This window comes from Desulfofundulus thermosubterraneus DSM 16057, from assembly GCF_900142025.1.
GTDB classification, from domain to species: Bacteria; Bacillota; Desulfotomaculia; order Desulfotomaculales; family Desulfovirgulaceae; genus Desulfofundulus; species Desulfofundulus thermosubterraneus.
This window is the reverse complement of record NZ_FQZM01000003.1, coordinates 99569-124824: the sequence shown is the minus strand read 5'-3', so window position 1 is coordinate 124824 and position 25256 is coordinate 99569. Positions and strand designations below refer to the sequence as shown.

Sequence of the window (25256 nt, the reverse complement as noted above, 5' to 3'; positions counted from 1 at the left end):
GTTCAAACGTTTTTGACCGCGTCACACGGGAACTGTCGCAAAACCAGGGACGGCGATGCCTTAAGGAGTGACCGCCCTCTGGTTGGTTACGCGATATTTTAGATTTGTATGCAACCTAAAGGTCATCCTGAAGGTTCAAACGAGCTTTGCGATCCCCTTCTTCGGCCAGCGCCTTTTCTCCGGCCTTCACCAGCTTGCGCACCATGTTGCCGCCAATTTTGCCTGCTTCTCGCACGGTCAACTCATCTCCGGCATTGGCCAGATCATCCTCCAGGCCCAGTTCCTTGGCCGTCTCCCACTTAAGCCTATCCAGTTGCCTTTCCGTACGCAGCTTGTCGTTGTCCTTCTTGTGACCCATTTGATCACCCCTTTTTTAGGATGCATCGGACGGCTAGCTACTTATACAGAAGATGCTTTTTTGTTATTGACACATTTGGAACCATTAGTTAATATAATATTAACAGAAATTTAACATATTCTTAACAAAGGGGGCTGGTGCAGGTGGCGACGGCCGGAATTAATTTTCAAAAGCTAAGAGAAAAAGGGGACTTATCCTACCTGGTCGAATGGTACTGCCCTCTGGAAAAGGAACAGCAATGGGATAGGGAAGAATCGCCGGGAAGAGGTGGGGAACTATCGTTATCCTGGTTGACTCTCCCACTGGCCCTGCCCAGACCCCTGTTAAACTGGCAACAAAGAGAAATAATTGCCGGTTTTTAAAACCGGCTTGTTTTGTTAGTTAAAGCCTGACCCTGCTGATATAGGGGCGAGTGAGGCTGTTGACAGGGTGAAGAGGTCGCAGCCTCTTTAGTTTTGGGCGACAGGAAGATGGAACGCAGTGGCGAACAATTTGTATTGTTACTACATGTCATTCGGGGTGTGGTCGTTGGTTTCCAGGCCCTTGGTCTATTTGACCCTGGCTTTCGCAGCCGGCATCTTCCTGGCGGGTTGTTGGGAGTTGCCCCCCAGCACGGCCCTGTTGCTTTGCTGTGCTCTGTTTTTTGCAGCGGTGCTGGGGTATTTTTTTCACTGGTCTTTTAACCGGTGGGTCATTTTAAGCCTGTTCCTGGCCCTGGGTTTCGCCTGGGCCACGCTGGCAGCCTGCCGTGTCAACCCTGCCCTTGATGAGTATGCCGGACACTGGGTGACTTTGGAGGGCACCGTCAGCCAGGAGGCGGATGTCCGTTCGGACCGGGTTTACTACTGGCTGAATGTGCATAGGATTTCCCTGGGCCGGGAGGCCCGGGAGCTCCAGGCGCTGGTGCTTGTGCGGGCCCCCGCCCCGGGGCCCGTTTACTCATACGGAGATCGTCTGCGCCTGCACGGTTTGCTGACCCGCCCCCCGGATGCGGGCAATCCCGGGGAATTTAACTATCGTGCCTACCTGGCCCGCCGGGGTGCCGGTGCGGTCCTCATGGTGCGGGATCCCGCTTCCATTAACAAGCTTGGGGTGGGCGGGCACCAGGTGGTGCGGGCGGTTCTGCGGGTTAAGGAAAAACTCCTCGCGGTCAGCCGGGCTACCCTGCCGCCGGAGAAAGCAGCCCTTTTAAACGGCATTGTCTTTGGCAACCAGGGGATGATCGACCGGAAAACCTGGCAGCTTTTCAGTGAATCCGGCGTGGTTCACATCCTGAGCGTCAGCGGCTTGCATGTGGGCCTCGTTCTGGCCGGGGTGCTGGCCCTGGTCAGGTTGCTGCGCGTGCCCCTTTCCCTTACCGCTCCTACCGGTACTGCGATACTGCTTCTTTACGCCACTCTGTGTGGTTTGGGTCCGGCGGTGACCCGTTCCACCCTTATGGCCCTCATGTTTCTCTGGGCCCACCACCTGGGCCGGGCCAGCGACTGGCCTACCACCCTGGCCGCTGCCGCCCTGGTCAGCCTCATGGCCAAGCCTCTCTCCCTTTACGACATCGGCTTTCAGCTTTCCTTTGCTGCCACCTGGGGCATTCTCTACCTGGGACCGGTACTGGACAGGCTGTTGAAAAATATCATCCGGCACACGTGGTTAAGGGCAACCCTCTGGGTTTCCCTGGCCGCCCAGCTGGCCACCCTGCCCCTGATTGCCTGGTACTACAATTTAATATCCCTGGTATCCTTATTGACCAATCTGGTGGCAGTACCCCTCACCGGGTTGATCCTTGCCCTAGGGACGGTGTCTGCCCTCCTGGGCTTGGTTGCTCCTGCCCTGGCCGGCCTGATCAATACCAGCACCTCCCTGCTCCTGGACGTTTTTATAAGTTTGGTTTCCTTCTGCCGGGCCCTGCCCGGTTCGGTAATCTATGTTCCCACGCCGCCTTTTTTCCTGGTGATGGCCTGGTATCCACTTCTGTTTGTGGGAGTTTTGCTTGTTTCCAAGGATAGACGGGCTCTCTGGCCCCAGTTTTTCAGCCGCCATCACCGCTTATTGCCGGTGGCTTTCCTGGGCGGAGGACTTTTAATAAGCATCTTTCTGTTCAAGAGTTCCGTGGAAAACCAGCTGGTGGTCCATTTCATCGATGTGGGTCAGGGGGACAGTATTCTCGTCCAGACTCCCGGCGGCAAAACCATGCTGGTGGATACCGGGGGCTGGCCGGGGGAATTGGACTCGGGGGAAGGGGCAGGGGAGAAGGTGGTGGTGCCCTACCTGCGCCGGCTGGGCATCAGGCGCCTGGACGTGCTGGTGATCACCCATCCCCATGAGGATCACGCCGGGGGAATGGGGGCGGTGATCGAAGCCTTTCCGGTTGATTTGGTCCTGGTGTCACCGGTAGGAAGGACGGGAAACATTTCCGTTTCCACCGGCAAATCTCCGGAACAGGTCCCGTCAACCTATAGTGCTCTGATTGCCGGACTGGTCGCCCGGGGTGTGCCTGTGAAGGTAACGGGGGCCGGGGACCGCCTGCATCTTGACCCGGCCCTGGATGTTCGGGTGCTGGGACCACCCCGCCCGCTGCTTTCAGGCACCCGGTCCGATTTGAATAATGCCTCCCTGGTGCTGCGCCTATGTTACGGGGAAGAGGTGCTGTTGCTTACCGGGGATATTGAAGTGGAGGCCCAGCAGGCCATCATGGATGCAGGCATTAATCTGGGGTGTACCGTGCTCAAAATACCCCACCACGGCAGCCGTTACCTGCTACCCTCTTTCCTGGAAAAAACCCACCCGGCCGTGGCGGTGATTTCCGTGGGGCGGCATAACAATTTCGGGCACCCCGCCCGGGAAACGCTGGAATACCTGGCCCGGATGCCGGTGCGTGTCTACCGCACCGACGTGGACGGGGCGGTTATCTTAAGGACCGACGGAAAACACATCTTTGTCAAAACAGGCCGCCAGCGCCAGGCGGCTTAAGGGGGGGGTGCCGGGTAAGTTTTAAAGCAACTTCTGTGAACCCCCAAACATCCCTGGATTGCCTTATCCCGGTTTTTAAGCTAAACTGAAGCCAAACCGTTGTTAATATTTTAAAAAGGGGGAATAGCCAGTGCCTGCCAACCTGACCCCCCAGTATCACGCCGCGGAAGAAGCTTTTCGCAACGCCACCACCGTTGAGGAAAAAATCGCCGCCCTGGAGGAAATGCTGGCCGTAATCCCCAAGCACAAGGGTACGGAGAAGCTGCAAGCCGATATTAAACGCCGGCTGGCCCGCTTGCGGGAAGAAGGCCAAAAGAAAACCAGCCTCAGCCGGCACGACCCCTTCCATATTGAAAAGCAGGGAGCCGGGCAGGTGGCCCTGGTGGGTTATCCCAATAGCGGCAAATCAGCCCTGGTCGGGGCTTTGACCAGAGCCAGGGTGAAGGTGGCGGACTACCCCTTCACCACTACTATTCCTTTTAGCGGCATGATGCCTTACGAGGAAATTTACATCCAGCTGGTTGACACCCCGCCCCTTACCGCCGAAGGGTTTCCCCCCGGGTTGGCCGGTTTACTGCGCAACGCCGACGCCCTTTTGCTGGTGATTGACAGCTGCGCGGGTGACTGTTTAGAACAATTGGAAAACTCCCTGCGGCTGCTGAACGAACGCAAAATCGTCCGCAGTGAGATTCCCCACGGGGTTAGGGCCGTGCCGCCTCACCGCCTGATCATAGCTGCTAACAAAGCGGAGCAGCCCGAAGGGAGGGAAAATCTTTCGCTGCTGCAAGAACTGCTGCCGCCTGACCTGGAAATATTACCGGTTTCTGCCGCAACGGGTCTCAACCTGGAACAGCTCAAAACCAGGCTGTTTTCAGCCCTGGAAGTTATTCGCGTTTTTACCAGGTCCCCGGGCAAAGAACCGGACCTCACCCGCCCCTTTATTTTGCCCCGCGGCAGCAGTATTCTGGATCTAGCCGGGAGCATTCACAAAGATTTTTTGAAAACCTTGCGTGGAGCACGCATCTGGGGGTCGGCCCGTTTTCCCGGCCAGAGTGTGCCAAAGGAGTACGTCTTGCAGGACAAAGATATCGTGGAGTTGCTAGTCTAGAAAGCCAACACCGGTAAAACCCCACGCTGGCCACGATTTACACTAAGGAGGGAAAAAATGTCCTGGGTAAAACTGGCCATTGTTCAATTCCCCAGGGATAGAACAGACCTTGATCAGAACATCGCTCAAATGCACAAGTTTCTGGATGAAATTACCGCGGATGTAGATGTGGTTTTGCTCCCGGAGGACTGGCTGGGAGCAACAGTGATCGACTGGGATGATTACCAGGAGATCATTGTTAAGTTATTCCACGGAGCCATCCTCTCCCGGGGCAAGTCCGGGGGGTATATCCCGGACGGTCCTCATGTTGTCGGCAGCCCATCTCTCACTCCCGTGTTGGTTTCCGGGGCTCAGTATGTCCGGGCGGAGGGAGGCATATTTTCCCGGGGTATGATCCTGGGTGGTGAACTGTCCGCCCCCGTTTTCTTTGAAAAACAGTTCCCCTCCCAGGCCATTGGCGAAAGGAAGTATGTAAAGCCTGGCACTTTATTACCCGTGATCCGGCACCGGGGCACACCTCTCGGTGTGGTGGTGTGTGTGGATATTATGTACCCGGAAATAGTGCGCAGCCTGGCCTTAAGGGGGGCATTGTTAATCTTGAACCCGGCCAATATCCCGGCTGCCCGGATGCCCCTGTGGCAAAGCGTTGGCATCACCCGGGCCTGTGAGAACACCGTTTTTGTGGTTGCAGCCAACAATACCGCGACCAGCTACCCCGACGGCCGGGAAGTGCAGGGGGACAGTTTTGTGGCTTATCCCGACGGGTATACCCTGTTATCCTGTGGCCGGGAACCGGGGGTATATTACTTCGACCTGGATCTGTCCCGGGTGAACAAGGTCCGCCAGAGATGGCCCTACCTGGAGGACGTGCGGTCAAACAGGGAGAGTATTTGCCGGAAGTATTACAGTGAATAGCCTCCATGGACATAACCCCTCCTGCACCGCTTCTGGCCCGTGGGCAGGCAGATGGGTACCAGGATGCCCCTGTGCTCACAGTTCCCGAACAAAAAGCAACAACGCATGACAATGTTCCTTGTATTGACTGTAAAGGCTTTCGTGTCCAAAATCAGGCTTGAAAGGAGGGCGCTAAGGCCGTGAAAATCGATCAAGACAACCCGGGAGGGTCAAAAAAAAGCGGCGGACGAGTTTAAAAAATGCCCGGACTTTAGAGTCTTTGGGTCTTATCTTTGCCGGGCACGCGGCGGCTAAAAATCTGTCAAATTTCTCCTCGAGCCAGCAGGTCTTCCTGGGTGCGCAGCCCGTACTGGGTGAAGTGCCGGTCGTAGGTGAAAACCAGGTCGAAGGAGAGGCGGGCCATGAGGGCAAAGCTGGTGGCGTCGGTGTAGGAAAAATCCTTGTCGGCGTATTTTTCTAAGATACGGCGGGCCTCTTTTTCGTCTTCTTCCGAAACCCTCTCCACGGGCCAGGTATTGGCCAGCAGCCATTCTCTGGCTTTTGCCGGGTATGCCCTGGCCGCAAGGAGGTTGTACGTCTCGGCGACGATGAAGTTGGTGAGGACCAGTTCGGCCCCCTTCTCGGTGAAATAGCGGAGAGCCCGGACCGCTTCAGGATGCCGCTGGTCGTTCCGCAGGATCAGGGCTGCTATCGCACTGGAATCTACCAGCACCCTCACAGCTCATCCCCCAGGTATTTGTGCTTATCGACGGAAACATCTTCTCTCCCTTCCTTATCCTCCGCGGAACCCACCAGCCGCCAGATGCCGTCGTCAAAGCTGGCGCGGGGGTAGACGGGCGCCTTACGCAGGATCACGCTGTCCCCACGGACCTCGCACACGAGGTAATCGCCGACGTCAGCCTGCACGGCCCTTCGGACCGGAAGGGGAAGCGTTATCTGTCCTTTGGAGCGAATTCGTATAAGGTTCATGGTTTTAGCTCACTCCATTCTAACTTTCTTACTTAGTCTTACTCTCCTTTTCCATTTTAACAGCCAGCCGGGGACACGTCAACTGGGCGGAAGTGCTGAATACCAGTGTTTTACAGGCGGTACCCCCGGCCATAACGCGGTGTAATGCGCAGGCGCTGGGGTTTGTATTACCAACCGGCTCCACCTTAAACACTGGCTTACTTATATTTCCATGACGCCTTTTGGCAGCGCCAATTCCCCAAGCGCTCCTGCGTTTGTTCCAGGCCTAACTCTCTTAGTATTTCCCCGGAAATCCAGAGTTCTCCCCGGGGAAATTTTCTTTTTATTTTTTCAAGTATGCTACTATAACATTCTATATAACATTCTCCCCGAAATCTTTCTTCAGTTGGTACTTGTTTTGGGGCATAAACGATGTACGTAAAGCGGCAATCAAAAGTACATATGGTGGAAGCATGTAAAAAGGGTATTGCCCTAACGCTCTCGAATAAAGCCTTATGACTTCACTAAAGCAGGAGGGGTAGCTCCAGAGGTGTCAGCAGTGCCTTAACGAAAATATATCAGAATGTCTTTACAGGACGGAAAATGAAATGTACAGCATCCTGTGTAAAATGTGTGTTCCTGCCGAACGGGACGGGGTGAGAAGGCTAGTTTGACATTTCAGCTTTAGACAGGGTAATTAAAGATACTATTGCCGCCATGGAAAATGGAAGGAGCCAGATTTTCGAGATCGCGGAAGCCACGCAGATTGAATGTAACCGCATCCAGCAAGAGTTGCAGCAGGTGATCGAGGAACTGAGGAAGACCATCGACCAGGTGGATGATCTGGAAATAAGGGAGAAAAAGGCGCGCATTCACCTCATGGAAGTGAGCAGGGATTTCAAGCGCTACCGGGAGGAAGATATCAAAAGCGCCTACGAAACGGCCTAAAATTTGCAACTCCGTTTACGCGACCTGCGCAATCAGGAAAAAATGCTCCGCTTCCGCCGGGATCAGCTGGAAATAAACTTAAGGCACATGAAAACCAGCCTGGCCAAAGTGGAAAGCACCCTTGCCTACCTGAGCACGGCCATTAATTACCTCAGCAACAACCTGCAGCAGGTGTCACTGAAAATAGGGGAACTGCAGCAGCTCCACGATCTCGGGGTCAGCATCATCAGGGCCCAGGAAGAGGAACGCAAGCGCGTCGCCCGGGAAATACATGACGGACCCGCACAAATGATGGCCAACATCGTCAGGAATGCTTGAATAACGTGCGCAAGCACGCGGCGGCCCGTAGCGTACTGATCAAAATGGAGGTCCTGCCGGAGAGGGTAAACCTTTTGGTCAGGGATGACGGGAAAGGCTTTGATCTTGAGGAAGTAAAAAATAGCAGCCGCCCGGAAGGTTACGGGCTGATCGATATCCGCGAAAGGGCGCAGCTTCTAAACGGTTCTGTACAAATCAACACGGCCCCAGGCAGGGGGACTGCAGTATATGTAACGGTTCCGCTGCAGGAATAGTTTGGAAGTGTTTTTCTAATTTGTGTTTTGTTCTTATAATTCCTTTTAATAGAAAAGGAGTTGGGGTGCTCTTGGCGATCAAGGTTGTTATTGCGGATGACCACCCTTTGATCAGGGAAGGCCTGCGCAGGATTCTTTCGCTGGTGCCGGACGTGGTTATCGCCGGGGAAGCGGAAAGCGGGGAGCAGGCCGTAGAATTGACTCGCCGGACGGGGGCGGACGTTGTACTCCTCGACGTCAATATGCCCGGCATGAACGGCATTACCGCCTGCAAGTTGATTAAAGCGGAGATGCCCGGCACCAAAGTTATCGCTTTGACCATCCACGACCAGGAGAATATTTATTTAAGCTGATCCAGGCCGGGGTTTCCGCCTATCTGTTAAAGGACGTGAGCCCGGACAAATTGCTGGAAACCATTTTGGGTGTAACCCGCGGGGAATCCTTTATTTCGCCCCGGTTGGCGGCGAAAGTTTTTCAGGAGTTCAACCGCCGGACGGGGAAAGCGGGAAATATTCTGACCAACCAGGAGTTGGAAATCCTCCAGCTGCTCGCCCAGGGAGAAAGCAACAAAAGCATCGCCCAAAAACTTTTCATCAGCGAAAAGACGGTGAAAAATCACCTGACCAATATCTTTCAAAAGTTAAACGTTAATGATCGAACGCAGGTGGTGCTTTACGCCATCAAAAACAAGCTGGTGCAGGTGTGAAAGGGCTTTTCGCTCCTCTTTTTTTTTGGGACTTCGGTCCTATGGAAATTAAGACCAAAATCACAACTTGAAATGAGACGCCTGTGCGATGTGTAAAAAGTCTACCGGTGGTAGAATCAGAAGAAAAAGAAAGGATGGTGTTTTTGCATGCGGAATTTAGTGACCCGTCTGGTGAAGGAAGAGAGCGGGCAGGGGATGGCCGAGTACGGGCTGATCCTGGCGCTGGTAGCCATTGCGGCCTTAGGGATTTTGTCGGGCGGCATCAACGAAATTTTTAACAAGATTGGTGGTAAGCTCAATACCGAGGGTGGAAAAGTCCAATAAAGTGGTTTCGGCGGGTTTTGTCACATGATGATTTCTTTTGACATTCTCGTGATCGCGCTCACGGCCATCTGCCTGTACACGGATCTGCGCTGGAACAAAATATACAATAAAGTGTTGTTGCCCTTTGCCCTCATCGGCGTCATCATGCAGCTATATTTTCATGGTCTTAAGGGCTTGGCGGAGGGGATGGCCGGTTTTTTGACCGGCCTGTTGCTTCTCTTGATCCCCTTTGCCGTACGCCAGATTGGGGCGGGAGATGTCAAGCTGCTGGCCACGATCGGGATGATTAAAGGGCCGCAATTTACCCTTCTGGTCTTTTTAGGCGCGGCGCTGGCCGGCGGCCTGATGTCCTGTGTTTTGCTGATCAGGCAGGGGCGCCTGCTTTCCTCCCTGCGGGCGATGGGATGCGCTGCCCTCCTTCGCCTGGCCCGGGTTCCCGCCCCGTACGCCCTTACTCCCCTGGAACAGGCCGCGCCGGGTGATGTCATTCCCTTGGGGCCGCCATTTTTGCAGGCGTTTTTGCGGCCTATCTGTTTCCGTTTATTTTGAGGTGAGCTGCCGGATGTGGAAAAAGATTATCCGCTCGCAAAAAGGCCAGGCGATGGTGGAACTGGCCCTGTTGCTTCCGGTGTTGCTGTTGATTTTAGGGGGAATTATTGAATTCGGGCGCATTTTCCATGCTTATCTGGTGATCACCGGTGCCAGCCGCGAGGGTGCCCGGGTCGCCGTGGTGGGGGAAACTTACGATGGGGTGCGCGAGAAGGTAATCGCTTCTGCACCGTCGCTGGACGCCGATTCCCTGGATGTTTTGCTGGAACCCGAGAGTTACGGGCGGGGGGACATGCTCACAGTGACGGTGACTTATCCCGTGGACCTGGTCATTCCCTTGATCAGTGCGTTGCTGCCGGACCCCTTCACCACATGAGCGGTCCTACCCAGGGCATCGACGAGCGGCTGGCCCGCTGCAAAAACAACTGCACGGTGGACCATTTTGAGCCGGGTTGCCCGAAAATCCTGATTATTCCCGTTTACGATCCCAGCGGTACGCTCCACGGGAGAAGCCAGGTAAAAGTAGAGGGTTTTGCCGCCTTTTTGGTGGACCGGGCCGATTCAGAAAAAGCGGCCGGAAAAGGCAGGATTGTTCCGGAGAGCCGCGCCGATTATCGTGAGCGGAAGTCGCTGTTGGGCAAGTTTTTCAAAACATCCGCGAAACCCGTTTCGTTAAGATAAGAGAGGTGATTGGGGTGTCCCTTTTTGCGAGGTTTGAGCAGAAGAACAGGAGAACTTTTGAACCCGGCGGAGCTATACAGGTAAATAAAAGCATTCAGCCTGCCAGGCAGGCTTCTTCCGCTCCCCCCAAAGACCCCTTCCAGAACCTTAAAATCGACCTGCACAAGAAAGTTATCGCCGAACTGGCGGACCTGCCCCAGGAGAAAAGAGACCGCCGCGAATCGGTGGCTGAAAGGATCGGGGACCTGGTCGGCAGATTGATTGATGAATCCGGGCAGCACGTCTCCCGTTCCGACCGCCAGCGGAAGGGCGGGGGGAGGTAACTATCCGGGATCTGGTGCGCAACGCTTTGCGGATGCGCCCGGACCGCATCATCGTGGGTGAGGTGCGCAGCGGCGAAGCGCTGGACATGTTGCAGGCCATGAACACGGGGCATGACGGCTCTTTGACCACCGGGCACGCCAATTCCCCCCGGGACATTCTTTCGCGCCTGGAAACCATGGTGCTGATGGCGGGGATGGAGTTGCCCGTGCGTGCCATCAGGGAACAAATTTCCTCGGCCCTCGATGTGATTGTGCATATGGCGCGCCTTAAGGACGGATCCCGAAAAGTGACCCACATTACGGAAGTACAGGGGATGGAAGGGGACGTGATCGTCCTCCAGGATCTTTTTCTTTTCGAGCAGACGGGCGTGGACGGCAACGGGAAAATACTCGGCCGGTTCCGGGCCACCGGGATCAGGCCAAAATTTATAGACCGCCTGGAAGTGTGTGGGATCGAGCTGCCGCCGAATATTTTCTGGCTGCGCTAAAGGAGTGAGTGGCGTGGATTTAAAGGTTATTGCCCTTTTTACTTTTCTGGCCGTAGCGTTGCTTGCGCCGGGGCTGCAGCAACTCATCCTGGCCCGGAAGAAGTTTATCACCGACCGGCTAAAAGAACTGGCCGGGCGGGGAGGCCGGGGCGGAAACGGCCGGATGGAAAAAATTAATCAAGACCTGCGCCATAACTTCTTTAAATCGCTGCTCGCCCACGCGGGCCGGTTGTCCCCGCGGGTGTTGAGTATGGCTGCGGACAGGCGGCTGGCCGAAGCTGATCTGCCTTTCAAAGGAGAAGAATTTATCGCCCTGGCCGCGTTTTGCGCGGCCGGGGGAGGTGTTATCGCTGTTGCGCTGACCGGGCGCCCGGAGCTGGCCGTGCTGGCTGCGCTGGCCGCCGGGGCAGCGCCTTTCTGGCTGGTAAAGGCGATCGCAAAAAGACGGGTTATGCTTTTTAACGGCCAGATTGCCGATACTCTTTTGATCATGGCCAACTCTTTGCGCGCCGGTTTTAGTTTTATGCAGGCCATCGAAGTAGTCCAGCGGGAGATGCCGCCGCCTATTGGGCGGGAATTTGGACGCACCTTTCGGGAGTTGAGCCTGGGCACGCCGGTGGAAGAGGCGTTGACCAGCCTGGTCAAAAGAGTGAAAAGCGAAGACTTGTCCCTGGTGGTTACCGCCGTGCTTGTCCAGCGGCAGGTGGGAGGGAACCTGGCTTTTAACGCCATGACCACCTATCTGACCAATCTCTTCCGGACAGTCCATCTGAGCACCATGGAGATGGCCAAAAGCTGCCAGCTTATTTTGTCCCGTACGGAAAGCTACTGTTCCACCGACGGGAAAGACCAGAAAGAGGTGGCGGAGCTGGCGGAAATAAACAATGCAGCCCGCCGGCTGGCCCGGGTGGTGGACAGGCTGAACAGCCTGTCTCTGCAATTTAAGATTACAAATTAAGATGGCTGCCGGGTGATTTAACCCGGCAAATCTGAATTAAAGGACATTACCGCCAGTTACACAGTTTAAGTTAGTTGCATTAATTTTCCCTGCCGGGAGATGATAATGGTCAGGGGGGAACTTGCAATGTACGACCTGGTCATTATCGGGATGGGCCCGGCAGGGCTAACGGCGGCCGTATATGCGGCTCGCAAAAAGCTGTCTACCCTCTTAATTGGAAAACAGTATGGAGGCCAGATGGCCTGGGCTTCGGGAGTAGAAAACTATATCGGTTTTCAATATATTACCGGTTCCGAATTGCTGTCCAAGTTTGAAGACCATGTAAAACAATACCCCGTTGAGCGGGTTGAAGCCGAAGTAGTTAAACTAACCCGGGAAAACGGTCATTTTGTCACCCGTACTGCCGGCGGTGAGGAGTTTCACTCCCGGACGGTGATTGTAGCTTCCGGCAAGGTTCCCCGCCGGCTCAATGCGCCCGGTGAAAGGGAGTTAACGGGCCGGGGGGTCAGCTACTGCGCGGTTTGCGATGCCCCCCTTTTTGCCGGTATGGACGTGGCTGTAGTGGGCGGCGGCAATTCGGCCCTTACGGCGGCTTACGATTTGATCAAAATAGCTAGGCAGGTCTACGTCGTCTCCCTGGCGGAATGGACGGCGGACCCCATTATCGTCGACAAAGTGAAAAACGCACCGAATCTGACCAAACTGGTGGGGTACGAAACGGTGCGCATCGAGGGAGACGAAAGGGTGGCGGGCGTAACCTTGCGCTCCCTGGACGGGCGAAAAGAAGAGAAAATAATACCAGTACAAGGGGTATTTATCGAAATTGGCACCGTACCCAGTGCGGACTTTGTCGAAGGTTTACTTGAGCTAAACGAGAAAGGTGAAATCAAGGTCGACTGCGACTGCAGCACCTCCGTACCCGGTGCCTTTGCAGCCGGGGATGTGAGCAGCATTCCGGAAAAACAGATTATCGTTGCCGCCGGGGAAGGGGCCAAAGCCGCCCTGGGAGCTTACCGTTATTTGCTCAATCAATAGTAAGTATAAAGTAAAGTTATGATTCTGTCGTTTGCAGATTACCGGGCGTTTTGACTGCCGTTAATTTCGGCCACTTCTACCCCCGGCGAAAGGAGCCTCGACGGCAGCTAAAAACAGGAGGGCCAGTCCGCCAACGGTAAGCCGTAAAGTGCCGATGGCTATTGGGCTGGCCCCTTCCGGGGCAAAAACCCGGGCGGTTCCCGTTGTGCCTCCATGGGATGGCTTTTACGGTTTTAATTGGTCAGGCTCTGGATGGGGGCGGGGATGCGGCCTCCCCGGCGCACAAAGTTTTCCGCCGAAAAGGGATGCACCGCCATTACGGGCGCTTCTCCTAAAAGCCCGCCAAAGATAACTTTATCCCCCACCTTTTTACCCGGGGCAGGAATTATGCGGACCGCGGTGGTTTTATTATTGATCACGCCAATAGCCACCTCGTCGGCAATAATGGCGGCGATGGTTTCCGCACTGGTATCCCCGGGGACGGCAATCATGTCCAGGCCCACCGAACAAACGCAGGTCATGGCCTCCAGCTTGTCCAGGGAAAGGGCTCCTTCCTCCGCAGCCCGGATCATCCCCGCGTCTTCGCTCACCGGGATAAAGGCTCCCGACAACCCGCCTATGTAGGAAGAGGCCATGGCCCCTCCTTTTTTAACCGCATCGTTTAACAGGGCCAGAGCGGCGGTGGTGCCGTGGGTGCCGCAACGTTCCAGACCCATGGCTTCCAGGATCTCCGCCACGCTGTCTCCCACTGCCGGGGTGGGGGCAAGGGACAGGTCCACGATGCCGAAGGGCACGCCTAGCCGTTCTGCTGCCAGCCGGCCAACCAGTTCACCCATGCGGGTAATTTTAAAGGCCGTCTTTTTCACCGTTTCCGCCAGTGTCCCGAAATCCGCATTGCCCACCCGGGCGACGGCGTTTTTAACCACTCCCGGCCCGGATACCCCTACATTGATGGTACATTCGGGCTCCCCGATTCCATGAAAGGCACCGGCCATAAAGGGGTTGTCCTCGGGGACATTGCTGAAAACCACCAGTTTGGCGCAGCCCAAACCGCCCTGTTCCGCCGTCCGCGCGGCGGTTTCTTTAATCACCCGGCCCATCAGGTAAACGGCGTCCATATTTATGCCCGCCTTGGTGGTAGCCACGTTTACCGAGGCGCAGACCCTTCCGGTGCCGGCCAGGGCGGGGGGGATGGAAGTAATCAATATCCGGTCCCCGCCGGTAAAGCCTTTGTGTACCAGGGCGGAAAAGCCGCCGATAAAGTTTACCCCTACGGCGGCCGCGGCGGCATCAAGGGTGAGGGCGTATTCCAGATAATCTTCCTGACGGCTGCATTCGGCAATCAGGGAAATGGGGGTGACGGAGATCCGTTTGTGTACGATGGGAATGCCGTATTCCCGGCTGATTTCTTCTCCGACCGCAACCAGCCTGCTGGCCAGGCGGGTGATTTTATCGTAAATTTTCCGGCATGCCGTCTTGGGATCCGGGTCCGCGCAGTCCCGCAGGCTGATGCCCATGGTAATGGTGCGGATGTCCAGGTTTTCCTCCTGGACCATCTTGATGGTTTCCATGATTTCTGCCAGGGTAAGCATGGTATTTGTTTCTCCTTCGTTTTTTACTTATTCATTTATCAAAAGCATTTGCGCAGGGACGGTGCGCTGATTCTGAGCAAACGACTTGCGCAGCGCCGGTAACAGCACCAGGCAACCCAGCACTCACCGGCAAAAATGCTCATTCCAAGGCTAATACACGGGCAATAGAAGATTTGGTCTTCGCAGTATAACTTATTTAGTGAGTGCTGGGCGGCCCGCAGCAAGCCGTGGTGCTATCGGCGCGGAGCACTGGAGTGCGCGAAGAACAGCGCACCGTCATTTTTCAGTGTTATGCGTTAAAAAAGCCCTTTCAGGCTAAATCCTGTGCATAAAGCGGAAGGCGTCCTCGTGCTGGGCGTCGATGCGCACCCCCAGTTCGGACCCTTTTGCCGCTAGGCGTTCTTTTAAAGTGCTCAGGTCGATGCGGCTTTTTTCCATGTCGGCAATCATGATCATGGCCAGGAATTCCTGCAATATGGTCTGGCTGATGTCCAGGATATTGATGTTGTTTTCGGCCAGCACCTGGGCCACCCCGGCGATAATGCCCACCCGGTCGGGTCCCAGTACGGTTACAATGATCCGGTTTTTCCTTGGTTCCTGTACGGACATTGGAAATTCTTCCTTTCTGCAGGCTTGGAGCAAATAACTAACTATTCGTTTTAAAAGGGTGGAAATCCTGCCGGTTGCATAGCATTGTAAACATGCCGCCGGCCAGCAAACTAGTGTTAAACAGCTCCCCGCGGAAGATGTCGGTGCTTGTATAATTTTTTAAACAGCTGCCGAATTTAATTGAACTGGTAAATAAACGATTGACATCTGGCTTCCGGTAAGGATAAAATGGAACAAAAGGTCATTTTTTTAAGACCGGGCAACGGTGCCCGGCCGAGTGGATCGGAGAAAGATCCGAAAACCTTCAAAAATAAAAAGAAGGTTGGTGGATCTTTTTGTTTTTGAGAAGGGCCAAAGTGTCTAAATATGAGGACAAAAAAATTTTTTCTTTGTCGATTTTTTGAAAAGGATTTGGCCGTTAAAAGTCGAAATACTTTTATACAAAGAATTTTTCAGAAAATGGGGAGGTGAAAGCGGGCAGGAGGTTACATAGCTAAATGACGGGGGTAGGCGAAAAGGTTTTAGAAAGCAAAAGAAAAGGAGGAGGACGGGTTGAAAAAGTATAAAGCAGCTGCTCTGGTATTATTAAGTGTGTTGCTTATGATCGCCCTTGTGGCCGGGTGTGGTGGTAAAACGGGCACCTCGGGCGATGGCGAAAATAAAGGCGGGGCGTCGGGTGATACCATTAAGATTGGTTTCATGGGCGCTTTGACCGGAAACGAGGCCAGTTACGGTATAGAAACCTTAAAAGGCATGAAAATGGCCGCCGAGGATTTAAATAAAGAAGGCGGCGTGCTGGGCAAAAAGATTGAAATCGTGGAGTCGGACCACGGCAGCAAGCAAACTGAGGCTGCCGCCGTGGTGCAGAAGATGATTAGCAAGGACCGGGTGGTGGCCATTGTAGGCGACCCCACTACCGGCAAGACCAAGCTGGCGGCACCCATCTGCCAACAAAATAAGGTGGTCCTCCTTTCCGCCGGTGCGGTAGGTCCCGGTGTAGTGGAATTCGGCGATTATATTTTCCGGAACACCCTTTTAGACGCGGTAGGTGCTCCGGCGGTGACCGATTATCTAGTCAACAAGCTGGGGTGGAAGAAAGTGGCCATCGTTACTTCCACCAACAACGACTACAGCGTGGGACTGACCAAGATCTTTGAAGGTGCGCTGGCCAAGCATAATGCTCAAATAGTCGATAAAGAAAGCATTCAGGACGGGGACCAGGACTTCAGCGCCCAGGTGACCCGGATCAAGCAGGCCAAGCCCGACGGGATTATCTTCACCGGCTACTACACCGAGGGCGGCCTGTTTATGAAAGAAGTGCGCAAGCAGGGCCTGAATCTGAAGATGGCCGGTGGTGACGGCTTGCTTTCCCCGGTGCTCTGGAAGTTGGGTGGCGATGCCGTTGAGGGCTGCATGGTGTACACCGGTTTTGCCGCTGATCCCGAAAATGCCGCTCCCCAGACCAAGGAGTTCATTAAAAAATACCAGGCGGCCAATGACAACAAGCTGCCCGACATGTTCTCTGCCCAGGGTTACGATGCGGTAATGTGGCTTGCCAAGGCCATGAAGGACGCCAACAGCACCGATCCTTCGAAATTCAAAGATGCCCTGGCAAAGACCAAAGATTACCCGGGTGTTTCCGGTACGCTGAACTTAATGCCTAACCGGGAGCCCATCAAGAGTCCGGTGTACCTGCTGGAAGTGAAGAACCAGCAGTTCACCATCAAGGCGGCTCTACCCACTGAGGCGCCGAAAGCTTGATCCATTTTCGCTTTCCGGTGGAACCGGGGTAAATACTTGCCCGGTTCCACCAGAAATTTGCTTTGTGGAGGGAGCCATGTTACTGCAACAAATTATTAACGGCCTCACCCTGGGGGCCACCTACGCCTTAATTGCCCTGGGTTATACCATGGTCTATGGCATCATCCAGTTGATTAATTTCGCCCACGGCGATATTTACATGATTGGCGCCTTTATCGGGGTGGCGGTGGTAGCCCTGTTCCACCAGAATTTTTTCCTCACCCTGGCTGCAGCCATGCTCGCCTGTGTGGTCCTGGGGGTGACCATCGAGCGGGTGGCCTACCGGCCTTTGCGCCGTGCTCCCCGTTTGAACCTCCTCATTACCACCATTGGAGTGTCCATCTTTCTGGAAACCTTTATGACCGTTCTCAAAGGACCGCAGCCCACCGGGTTCCCCCCCGTTTTAAAAAATGTGACTCTGCGGGTGGGCACCCTGGAATTTTCCAGCATCCAGCTGGTTATCTTGCTGGTTGCCGTGGCCCTGATGATGGGATTGCAATTTATCGTCAAGTACACCAAAATCGGCAAGGCCATGCGGGCATCCTCCGAGGATTACGATACGGCCAGCCTGATGGGCATTAACATCAACCGGGTGATTTCATTCACTTTTGCCATCGGGTCTGCCCTGGCGGCGGCGGGTGGAGTGCTGGTAGGGATTTATTTTAACTCCGTATCCCCCTATATGGGTGTGACTGCCGGTTTGAAAGCCTTTGTAGCGGCGGTGCTGGGTGGTATCGGCAATATTCCTGGGGCCATGCTGGGGGGCATGCTGCTGGGTCTGGCCGAGGTTTTTGGCGTAGCCGCAGGCTTTTCGACCTATAAGGATGCCATTGCCTTTACCCTGCTGATCATCATTTTGCTGGTCAGACCCACCGGTCTTTTGGGGCGGCCCATCCAGAGGAAGGTGTAGAGATTATGTCACAGTGGCTAGCCAGTGTAATTGACCCTTATTACCAGCAGGTACTCATGCTGGTGGGCATTTTTATCATTGCGGCATTGGGTTTGAACTTGATTACCGGCTTGTGCGGTCAGCTTACCTTTGGACATGCTGCTTTCCTGAGTATAGGCGCCTACACGGCGGCAATTTTAACTAGAGATTATCATGTCCCCTTCCTGGCCAGTCTTATCCTGGGTGGATTGATGGCGGCTATATTTGGTATCTTGCTGGGAATTCCCGTACTCAAGCTCACCGGTGACTACCTGGGTATTGCCACCCTGGGTTTTGGGGAGATTGTGCGGGTGGCTTTTACAAATATGAAAATAACCGGGGGAGCCATTGGACTAGCGGCCATTCCCCGTGCGTCAAACCTGGTAAATGTAACCGTTTTTGTGATCCTGGCCGTGGTTGCCGTGGTTTTGCTGGAGAATTCCCGCTTCGGTCGCGCTTTAAAGGCCATACGGGAGGACGAGATTGCCGCCGAGGCCATGGGCGTTAATACCATGTGGTACAAAATACAGGCCTTTGGCATCGGCTGTTTCCTGGCCGGGATCAGCGGTGGGTTCTATGCTCATATGCTGCAATACTTGAACCCCAACGACTTTGGCTTTTTGAAATCCTTTGAGATTCTGAATTTCGTGGTGCTGGGCGGTCTGGGAAGTATCCCTGGAACCATTGTCGGCACGACCGTACTTACCCTGGCTCCCGAGTTCCTGCGTTTCGTCCAGGAGTACCGCATGATGATTTACGGCTTGCTTCTGGTATTGATGATGATCTTCCGGCCCAACGGCCTGCTGGGCGGCGTTAACTTCCGCCGCCTGTTACGGCGCAGAAAACAAAAGGCGGCAGCCCTGAGCAGTTAAAAAAACATCGGACTGCTTGTTCGATCTGATGGCGGGAGGATATATGACAGCAATCCTGGAGTTAAGAAATTTAAGCATCCATTTTGGCGGCCTTTGTGCCGTTGATGGTGTGGACATGTCCATAGAGGAAGGGGAAATTCGGGCTCTGATTGGCCCTAACGGGGCGGGGAAAAGCACCATCTTCAACCTGGTCACCGGTATCTACCGCCCCACGCAAGGGGAAATTGTTTTTCAAGGACAAAAAATAAACGGCCTGTCCCCCCACGAGATCACCGCCCGGGGGATCGCCCGCACCTTTCAAAACATTCGTCTTTTTGGCAATCTGACGGTACTGGAAAATGTGCAGATCGGCCGGCATTGCCGGGGCAGGGCGGGCGTATGGGGTGCCCTCTTACCCTTTGGCCGCGTGCGGGCGGAAGAAGCAAGTATCACCGCGCGTGCGGGGGAGTTGCTGGAATTTATGGGTCTGGATGACAAGAAGGAGGAACTGGCCAGGAATCTTTCCTACGGTGAGCAAAGGCGGCTGGAAATAGCCCGGGCCCTGGCCACCGATCCCAAAATAATTTTGCTGGATGAGCCGGCGGCAGGGATGAACCCGCAGGAAAAACAGGACCTTTCCGGGATGGTCCGCCGCATCCGGGATATGGGCATCACCATTTTCCTGGTGGAACACGATATGAAGTTTGTCATGAGCCTGGCCGACCGGGTGGCGGTACTGGATTACGGCAGAAAGATAGCCGATGGGACTCCCACTGAAGTACAGCAGGATCCGGCGGTAATTGAGGCCTACCTGGGGAAGGATGTGTGAAGGTGCTGGAGGTTAAGGAGGTCTGCGTTGCCTACGGGGTAATTGAAGCCTTGAAGGGCATATCTTTTTCAGTAGAGGAAGGGGAGATTGTGGCCCTAATTGGTGCCAACGGGGCGGGTAAGACTACCACCCTGCGCACCATTTCCGGACTTTTGCGGGCCAAAAAAGGTCAGATCCTTTTCAAAGGGCGTGATATTACCAAACTGGCTCCCTACAAAATTGTTGAGCTTGGTTTGACCCAGGTGCCCGAGGGCAGGCGGGTATTCAGCCGCATGACGGTGCTGGAAAACCTGGAGATGGGGGCTTATGTGGTGCGCAGCCGCTCCGAGTTGAAGGCGGGGCTGGAGCGGGTTTTCGCGCGTTTTCCCCGCCTGGCCGAGCGCAAACACCAGCTGGCCGGTACTTTAAGCGGGGGAGAACAGCAGATGCTGGCTATGGGCAGGGCCCTCATGTCCCGGCCGGAGCTTTTACTGTTGGATGAGCCCTCCATGGGTCTGGCGCCACTTCTGGTGCGGGAGGTGTTTTCCATCATTCAGGAGATTAACAAGGCGGGTACGACCATTCTTCTGGTGGAACAAAATGCCCACATGGCCCTCTCCATTGCCCACAGGGCTTATGTGTTGCAAACGGGGGAAATAACCCTGGAGGGTCCGGCGGCGGAGCTTATGCAAAAACCGGAGGTCAAGAGGGCCTATCTGGGTGAATGATGGGGAGAATGACCTATGTACCTGGAAAAAAGGCTTTTGGTGCGGGATTTTTTAATCGAGCCGGTTCCGCAAATTGACCTCACGGAATTTGCCCTCCACGGGGAGGAAATCCTGGACCAGCACATTTTAAGTGTGATCCCGGCTTTACGGGAGAAAAATATTGCCGTTGTGGATGCCAGCGGGACGGTAACGGGCTTGCTGATCTTAGAGCGGGTGGCGGAGCACCTGGTGGATTTCATTCGGGAAACGGAGGCGGCCCTCACCGCGGTTCTTGGAGTCACCGATGATGTTATCTGCATGATCGATAGCCAGGAAAATGTTACCGGCTGGAACCGCAAGGCTGAATTGCTGTACGGCATTAAGTGCCAGGACATTCTGGGGCGTTCCATCCACGATTTTTTTACCAACCTGGTGGTTACCCGGGTCTGCCGGGAAGATCGTGAGGTATACGCGGAGTATCATCAGCCCCGCCAGGATACCCATGTTTTAATTAATTCCGTGCCCATCCGGCGGGACGGGCGGGTTATAGGCGGTGTTTCCGCCGAGAAGGATGTTACGGAAGTAATCCAGCTCAACCGTGCCCTGTCCCGGGCCAGTTATCAGGTCAAATGCCTGAAAGAAGCCATCCAGAAAAACGAGATCAAGCGCGTGGATCCCTTTGCCAAGCTCTACGGTCACCACCCCCGCCTGAAGGCCATAATGGATGTGGCCCGGCGGGCCGCCCCCACCGATGCCACCGTGCTGATCCGGGGGGAGAGCGGTACGGGGAAGGAGGTTCTGGCCAGGGCCATCCACGAGGCCAGCGACCGGGCGGGCAAGCCCTTCGTGGTGATCAATTGCGGCGCCATTCCGGCGGAGCTCTTTGAAAGTGAAATTTTCGGCTATGAGCAGGGCGCCTTTACCGGGGCCGGGCCCCGCGGAAAACCGGGTCTGTTGGAAATGGCCAATGAAGGAACGGTTTTCCTGGATGAAATCGGGGAGCTGCCCCCCAACCTGCAGGTTAAGCTTTTGCGCGTGTTGCAGGAAAGGGTGTTTTACCGCGTGGGCGGGTCCCGGCCCGTGAGCGTTAATATCCGCATTATTGCCGCCACCAACCGCCAGCTGGAGGAAATGGTTTCCGGCGGCGAATTCAGGGAAGATCTGTATTACCGGTTAAATGTAATCAGCGTCGAGATGCCTCCCCTGAGGGAGAGGCGTTCCGATATTCCCGAATTGCTCTACCGTTTTTTACAGGAATACTGCCAGCTTTATGGCAAGGAGATCAGCAAGGTGGAGCCGGGAGTGGTGGCGGCACTGCTCTCCTATTCCTGGCCCGGCAATGTCCGGGAATTAAAGAATACGGTGGAGCGAATGGTAGTGCTGGCTGAAAACGAGGTGATCACGGAAAGGGATCTCCCCAAGTACCTGCGGGAGCATGCCCTGGGTTTTGCCGCTGCCCGGGAATCTCCCCCCGATTTAACCGTGGCTGCAAAAGAAACCGAGAAGGAAATCATTCTTAAGGCACTAAAAGAGGCGGGAGGCAACCGCACCGTTACCGCCCGCCTGCTGGGAGTACCCAGGAGTACTCTCTATTACAAAATGAATCGCCTGGGTATCCTGGGTGCAAAAAAACCTTTGCGCAAGAATTAATGTTCCCTGGGGAGAGTCCCTTCCCGTGCCGTGGGGGAAATAAGATTGTATTTGGCAATTTTGCGGTAGATGGTCGCCCGGCTTATGCCCAGCGCCCGGGCGGCTTTTGTTTTGCCCTGTTCATTCCAGCCGAAATGATCAAGGGCGCTGATGATGGCCTCCTTTTCCATCTGCTCTAAAGTCGGCCAGCGGTTTTCCCGGGCGGGGATTTCTGCTATACGATGACCACCTTCCTGTACCGAACGAGGCAGGCTGCCGGTATCAATAAGCTCGCCTTCTTCCAGGTTCACGGCATATTCCACGGCGTTGATCAGTTCCCGAACATTTCCCGGCCAGCTATAAGCCAGGCAGGCTCGTTCCGCCCGGGAGGTATAACCCCGGATATTCTTGCCCAGGAGGTTGTTATAGTACTCCCGGTAGTATTCCAGAAGCAGCTTGATATCCTCCGGTCTTTCCCGTAAAGGGGGTATGGTCAGGGGGATCACGCTTAAGCGATAATACAGGTCGTCCCGGAAACGCCCCTTGGCAATCATTTCTTCCAGGTTGCTGTTGGTGGCGGCAATGATGCGTATGTCCACCGGGATCAGGCGATTGCCGCCGACGCGTTCCACCTGGCGCTCCTGCAGTACCCGTAGCAGCTTCGCCTGCAGGTAGAGGGACATGTTCCCGATTTCGTCCAGGAAAATGGTCCCGTGATTGGCCAGCTCAAACTTGCCCGGTTTGCCCCCTTTGCGGGCACCGGTGAAGGCTCCTTCTTCATAGCCGAACAGTTCGCTTTCCAGCAAGGTTTCCGGTATGGCCCCGCAGTTTATGGCCACAAATGGCTTGTTTTTCCGCGGGCTGGCGGCATGGATGGCCCGGGCAAAAATTTCCTTGCCCGTACCGCTTTCCCCGGTGATCAGCACGGTGGAATGGCTGCCGGCTATTTTCGCCGCCCTCGCTTTTAGCTCTTTTATGGCCCGGCTTTCCCCGATGATGTCATCAAAGGTAAAGATCTTCTGAGCGCTCATAATTTCATAGGCCAGCTTTTGGGTTTCTTTGAAGTCCCGGGCTGAGGCCACCACTCCCACGGGCCTGCCGTCGCTGCCCATAATGGGACGTGCTGTCACCAGAAGGTGCAGCCGCCTCCCCCTGGCCTGGACAAAGCACTCCCGGGAAGTAAAACCTCCGGGTTTGCGTAGGGCTGAAAGGAGGGGCAGGCCGGCTAAATGTTCTTCCAGGTGTTGCTGCAGAATTTCGTTTTTAGGTATATTAAACATCCGTTCGGCGGAGAGGTTGAAGTGGGTTACCACTCCGTCGCTGTTGATGGCAATGACCCCTTCATCCACCGCATCCATGACCGCGTTCACCTGGCTGGCCATGATCATTTTCTCAGTCATGGCCTCGGTTTCCAGGACCTTGGCTGCGATCAGGTCGGCCATGCGCCCGATAAATTCCATCAAAGATTCGGTTCTGTTAAGCAGGGTTACTTTTTGCTCGTCGCTAAAGGCAATCAAGCTGATGGTGCCAATGACGTTCTGCCCGGCAATGATGGGGTAAACGATGGAAGCTTTGTAAAAACAGCTTCCCGTAAGGGGGCAGGACATGCAAATGGGGTGGTAGCCCGCCTCCTTGATGAAAATGGGCTGGCTGGTCTTGAGCACGTGTTTGTTCACCAGCCCCCGCAGGAGGCGGGAGCCCACGTCATTGCGCACCTTGCCCGTACCGGCCACCCGCACCAGGTCGAGATCGATGACCTCGACCTCGACCCCCAGGGCGGCGGCAATGGCTTCGGCAACCCGCTGGCAATCTTCTTTTACCTGATCCAGTCTGGACACAGGATCTCACATCCGATCAACAACAACATTTCCGTTAAAATCCAGGCTAAAAGCGCTCGGAGATAGATTTGGCCTGCATGAATAATTTAAGGTAGTCACGGCCACCGGCTTTGGAGTTGGTGCCGGACATTTTGAAACCACCGAAGGGTTGCACCCCCACCAGGGCACCGGTGCACTTGCGGTTGAAGTACAGGTTGCCCACATGGAATTCCCGGCGGGCCTTTTCCAGGTGAGCGCGGTTGCGGGAGTATACGCCTCCGGTAAGGCCGTATTCAGTGTCGTTGGCAATGGCAATGGCTTCATCGAAGGTTTTAGCCTGGATGACCGCCAGCACAGGCCCGAAAATTTCCTCCTGGGCGATGCGGGCCCGGGGCGCTACATCGGCGAACACCGTGGGCCAGATAAAGTAGCCCCGGCTGTTGTCCCCCCGGCCGCCGGCGAGCAGGTGGCCGCCTTCGTCCCGGCCAATCTGGATATAGCCCATGATTTTATTGTATGAGGCTTCGTCAATGACCGGGCCCACGTCTGTACCGTATTCTTCGGCAGGCCCCGTTTTAAGTTGAGCCACCCTTTCGGCCAGTTTTTCCAGCACCGGCCGGTAGGCGTCACCCACCACAATCAGCCGGGAGCAGGCGGAGCATTTCTGGCCGGAAAAGCCATAGGCCGAGGTGATCACACCGGCTACAGCTTCCTCCAGGTCGCAGTCCTCGTCAATAATGATGGCGTCCTTACCGCCCATTTCCGCGGCCACCCGCTTAATCCATTTCTGGCCGGGTGCGATCCGGGCGGCCAGGCTGTTAATATGCAGGCCCACATCCCTGGAGCCGGTAAAGTTGATGAAATGCACCAGGGGATGGCCCACCAGGAAATCGCCAATTTCTCCACCGCTGCCGGGCAGGAAGTTGATCACTCCGGGAGGCAGGCCCGCTTCCTGCATGATCTCCATGAACATGTAGGCGATTACAGGTGTATTGCTGGCCGGTTTTAAAACCACCGTATTGCCGGCTACCACCGGCCCCACGGTCGTACCGGTGAGGATGGCCAGGGGGAAGTTCCAGGGTGGGATGATAACCCCCACACCCAGAGGCAGGTATTCCAGGGTATTTTCTTCACCGGGATAGGGGGTGACCGGCTGGGGTTGGGCTAGGCGGATCATTTCCCGGCCGTAAAATTCCAGGAAGTCGATGGCCTCTGCAGTGTCAGCATCGGCCTCAGCCCAGTTTTTTCCTGCCTCTAGCACCATCCAGGCCGATAGCTCGTGTTTTCTTTTGCGCATGATAGCAGCAGCCTTAAAAAGATAACGTGCCCTGGCCTCGGGGGGCATCTGGCGCCAGCTCAAGAAAGCTTCCGCGGCCGTTTCCACCGCCCGCTGGGCCAAAGCCCGGTCGGCCCGGGAAACCCGGCCGATAACCTCGCTGTGGCAGGATGGGTTATAAGAGACGATTTTTTCCTCAGTGTAGATTTGTTCTCCCCCGATGATTAGAGGATACTCCCTTCCCAGGCAGCTTTTGATTTTTTGCAGGGCTTCCTTCATTTTCTTCTGGTTTTCTTCCCGGGTGAAGTCGGTTAGGGGCTCGTTGGTAAAGGGTATGAGCATGGCTTTTCACTCCTTAT

General features: G+C 55.1%; 28 protein-coding genes and 2 pseudogenes. 23 read left to right on the top strand and 7 right to left on the bottom strand.

Annotated elements, in window-relative coordinates:
* Positions 1-115: 115 nt before the first annotated feature.
* A complete protein-coding gene (locus tag BUA65_RS00660) occupies positions 116-358 on the bottom strand; it encodes an alpha/beta-type small acid-soluble spore protein (protein WP_072866834.1) in 243 nt (80 codons plus the stop codon).
* A 143-nt stretch (positions 359-501) separates the two neighbouring features.
* Here BUA65_RS00660 and BUA65_RS00655 point away from each other — a divergent pair, with 143 nt between their 5' ends.
* From BUA65_RS00655 to BUA65_RS00640, 4 genes are all read left to right on the top strand, one after another.
* The gene (locus BUA65_RS00655; protein WP_072866833.1) at positions 502-720 is read left to right on the top strand and encodes a hypothetical protein; all 219 of its coding nucleotides are present in this window, start codon (positions 502-504) and stop codon (positions 718-720) included.
* A 166-nt stretch (positions 721-886) separates the two neighbouring features.
* Positions 887-3325, top strand: coding sequence for a DNA internalization-related competence protein ComEC/Rec2 (locus BUA65_RS00650; RefSeq protein ID WP_165613162.1), 2439 nt, complete (start codon positions 887-889; stop codon positions 3323-3325).
* A 130-nt stretch (positions 3326-3455) separates the two neighbouring features.
* The gene (locus BUA65_RS00645) at positions 3456-4433 is read left to right on the top strand and encodes a GTPase (RefSeq protein WP_072866832.1); all 978 of its coding nucleotides are present in this window, start codon (positions 3456-3458) and stop codon (positions 4431-4433) included.
* A gap of 57 nt (positions 4434-4490) precedes the next feature.
* Positions 4491-5348, top strand: a complete 858-nt coding sequence (locus tag BUA65_RS00640) for a carbon-nitrogen hydrolase family protein (protein WP_072866831.1) — start codon at positions 4491-4493, stop codon at positions 5346-5348.
* A 301-nt stretch (positions 5349-5649) separates the two neighbouring features.
* On the opposite strand, the gene BUA65_RS00635 is transcribed toward BUA65_RS00640, so the two are convergent.
* Positions 5650-6066 carry a type II toxin-antitoxin system VapC family toxin gene (locus tag BUA65_RS00635; protein WP_072866830.1) on the bottom strand — a complete coding sequence of 139 codons (417 nt, stop codon included), beginning with the start codon at positions 6064-6066 and terminating at the stop codon, positions 5650-5652.
* Positions 6063-6317 carry an AbrB/MazE/SpoVT family DNA-binding domain-containing protein gene (locus BUA65_RS00630; RefSeq protein WP_072866829.1) on the bottom strand — a complete coding sequence of 85 codons (255 nt, stop codon included), beginning with the start codon at positions 6315-6317 and terminating at the stop codon, positions 6063-6065. The genes BUA65_RS00635 and BUA65_RS00630 overlap by 4 nt, the downstream gene beginning before the upstream one ends.
* A gap of 696 nt (positions 6318-7013) precedes the next feature.
* On the opposite strand from BUA65_RS00630, the pseudogene BUA65_RS17565 reads away from it, so the two are divergent.
* From BUA65_RS17565 to BUA65_RS00570, 13 genes and pseudogenes are all read left to right on the top strand, one after another.
* Positions 7014-7400 (top strand): annotated as a pseudogene (locus tag BUA65_RS17565) (histidine kinase); the annotation flags it as partial.
* 15 nt (positions 7401-7415) lie between these two features.
* A complete protein-coding gene (locus tag BUA65_RS19145; protein ID WP_369332849.1) occupies positions 7416-7562 on the top strand; it encodes a histidine kinase in 147 nt (48 codons plus the stop codon).
* A gap of 5 nt (positions 7563-7567) precedes the next feature.
* On the top strand, positions 7568-7816 hold the full coding sequence (locus BUA65_RS19080) for a sensor histidine kinase (protein ID WP_341349591.1): 249 nt from the start codon (positions 7568-7570) through the stop codon (positions 7814-7816).
* Between the two features lie 71 nt (positions 7817-7887).
* Positions 7888-8169, top strand: coding sequence for a response regulator (locus BUA65_RS19410; RefSeq protein WP_341349590.1), 282 nt, complete (start codon positions 7888-7890; stop codon positions 8167-8169).
* A gap of 50 nt (positions 8170-8219) precedes the next feature.
* Positions 8220-8522 (top strand): response regulator transcription factor, encoded by a 303-nt coding sequence (locus tag BUA65_RS19405; protein WP_341349589.1) that lies wholly within the window; start codon positions 8220-8222, stop codon positions 8520-8522.
* A 147-nt stretch (positions 8523-8669) separates the two neighbouring features.
* Entirely contained in the window at positions 8670-8846 is a 177-nt protein-coding gene (locus tag BUA65_RS00605; RefSeq protein WP_072866825.1) for a Flp family type IVb pilin, read from the top strand.
* Between the two features lie 24 nt (positions 8847-8870).
* On the top strand, positions 8871-9395 hold the full coding sequence (locus tag BUA65_RS00600) for an A24 family peptidase (protein ID WP_072866824.1): 525 nt from the start codon (positions 8871-8873) through the stop codon (positions 9393-9395).
* A 13-nt stretch (positions 9396-9408) separates the two neighbouring features.
* A complete protein-coding gene (locus BUA65_RS00595; RefSeq protein WP_072866823.1) occupies positions 9409-9771 on the top strand; it encodes a TadE/TadG family type IV pilus assembly protein in 363 nt (120 codons plus the stop codon).
* Positions 9768-10076 carry a hypothetical protein gene (locus BUA65_RS00590; RefSeq protein WP_072866822.1) on the top strand — a complete coding sequence of 103 codons (309 nt, stop codon included), beginning with the start codon at positions 9768-9770 and terminating at the stop codon, positions 10074-10076. The genes BUA65_RS00595 and BUA65_RS00590 overlap by 4 nt, the downstream gene beginning before the upstream one ends.
* A gap of 14 nt (positions 10077-10090) precedes the next feature.
* Positions 10091-10399, top strand: coding sequence for a hypothetical protein (locus BUA65_RS00585; RefSeq protein ID WP_072866821.1), 309 nt, complete (start codon positions 10091-10093; stop codon positions 10397-10399).
* Positions 10360-10887 (top strand): annotated as a pseudogene (locus BUA65_RS00580) (TadA family conjugal transfer-associated ATPase); the annotation flags it as partial. The gene BUA65_RS00585 and the pseudogene BUA65_RS00580, both read left to right, overlap by 40 nt.
* Before the next feature lie 13 nt (positions 10888-10900).
* Complete coding sequence (locus tag BUA65_RS00575; protein WP_242656183.1) at positions 10901-11845, top strand: type II secretion system F family protein; 945 nt, start codon at positions 10901-10903, stop codon at positions 11843-11845.
* Between the two features lie 126 nt (positions 11846-11971).
* The gene (locus tag BUA65_RS00570) at positions 11972-12880 is read left to right on the top strand and encodes an NAD(P)/FAD-dependent oxidoreductase (RefSeq protein ID WP_072866820.1); all 909 of its coding nucleotides are present in this window, start codon (positions 11972-11974) and stop codon (positions 12878-12880) included.
* Positions 12881-13113: 233 nt separating this feature from the next.
* On the opposite strand, the gene BUA65_RS00565 is transcribed toward BUA65_RS00570, so the two are convergent.
* Complete coding sequence (locus BUA65_RS00565) at positions 13114-14472, bottom strand: PFL family protein (protein WP_072866819.1); 1359 nt, start codon at positions 14470-14472, stop codon at positions 13114-13116.
* Positions 14473-14787: 315 nt separating this feature from the next.
* Positions 14788-15081, bottom strand: a complete 294-nt coding sequence (locus tag BUA65_RS00560) for an ACT domain-containing protein (protein ID WP_072866818.1) — start codon at positions 15079-15081, stop codon at positions 14788-14790.
* A gap of 552 nt (positions 15082-15633) precedes the next feature.
* Here BUA65_RS00560 and BUA65_RS00555 point away from each other — a divergent pair.
* The 6 genes from BUA65_RS00555 (at position 15634) to BUA65_RS00530 (ending at position 21825) form a co-directional block, all read left to right on the top strand.
* Complete coding sequence (locus BUA65_RS00555) at positions 15634-16842, top strand: ABC transporter substrate-binding protein (protein WP_072866817.1); 1209 nt, start codon at positions 15634-15636, stop codon at positions 16840-16842.
* Between the two features lie 76 nt (positions 16843-16918).
* On the top strand, positions 16919-17791 hold the full coding sequence (locus tag BUA65_RS00550; protein ID WP_072866816.1) for a branched-chain amino acid ABC transporter permease: 873 nt from the start codon (positions 16919-16921) through the stop codon (positions 17789-17791).
* A gap of 5 nt (positions 17792-17796) precedes the next feature.
* A complete protein-coding gene (locus BUA65_RS00545; RefSeq protein WP_072866815.1) occupies positions 17797-18681 on the top strand; it encodes a branched-chain amino acid ABC transporter permease in 885 nt (294 codons plus the stop codon).
* A gap of 43 nt (positions 18682-18724) precedes the next feature.
* Positions 18725-19489 carry an ABC transporter ATP-binding protein gene (locus BUA65_RS00540; protein WP_072866814.1) on the top strand — a complete coding sequence of 255 codons (765 nt, stop codon included), beginning with the start codon at positions 18725-18727 and terminating at the stop codon, positions 19487-19489.
* A complete protein-coding gene (locus BUA65_RS00535) occupies positions 19486-20196 on the top strand; it encodes an ABC transporter ATP-binding protein (protein ID WP_072866813.1) in 711 nt (236 codons plus the stop codon). Before BUA65_RS00540 ends, BUA65_RS00535 begins: the two co-directional genes overlap by 4 nt.
* Positions 20197-20211: 15 nt before the next feature.
* The gene (locus BUA65_RS00530; protein WP_072866812.1) at positions 20212-21825 is read left to right on the top strand and encodes a sigma-54 interaction domain-containing protein; all 1614 of its coding nucleotides are present in this window, start codon (positions 20212-20214) and stop codon (positions 21823-21825) included.
* Here the strand turns inward: BUA65_RS00530 and BUA65_RS00525 are convergent.
* A complete protein-coding gene (locus tag BUA65_RS00525; RefSeq protein WP_072866811.1) occupies positions 21822-23642 on the bottom strand; it encodes a sigma 54-interacting transcriptional regulator in 1821 nt (606 codons plus the stop codon). The genes BUA65_RS00530 and BUA65_RS00525 overlap by 4 nt on opposite strands.
* A gap of 46 nt (positions 23643-23688) precedes the next feature.
* A complete protein-coding gene (gene pruA, locus BUA65_RS00520) occupies positions 23689-25239 on the bottom strand; it encodes an L-glutamate gamma-semialdehyde dehydrogenase (RefSeq protein ID WP_072866810.1) in 1551 nt (516 codons plus the stop codon).
* Between the last annotated feature and the right edge of the window lie 17 nt (positions 25240-25256).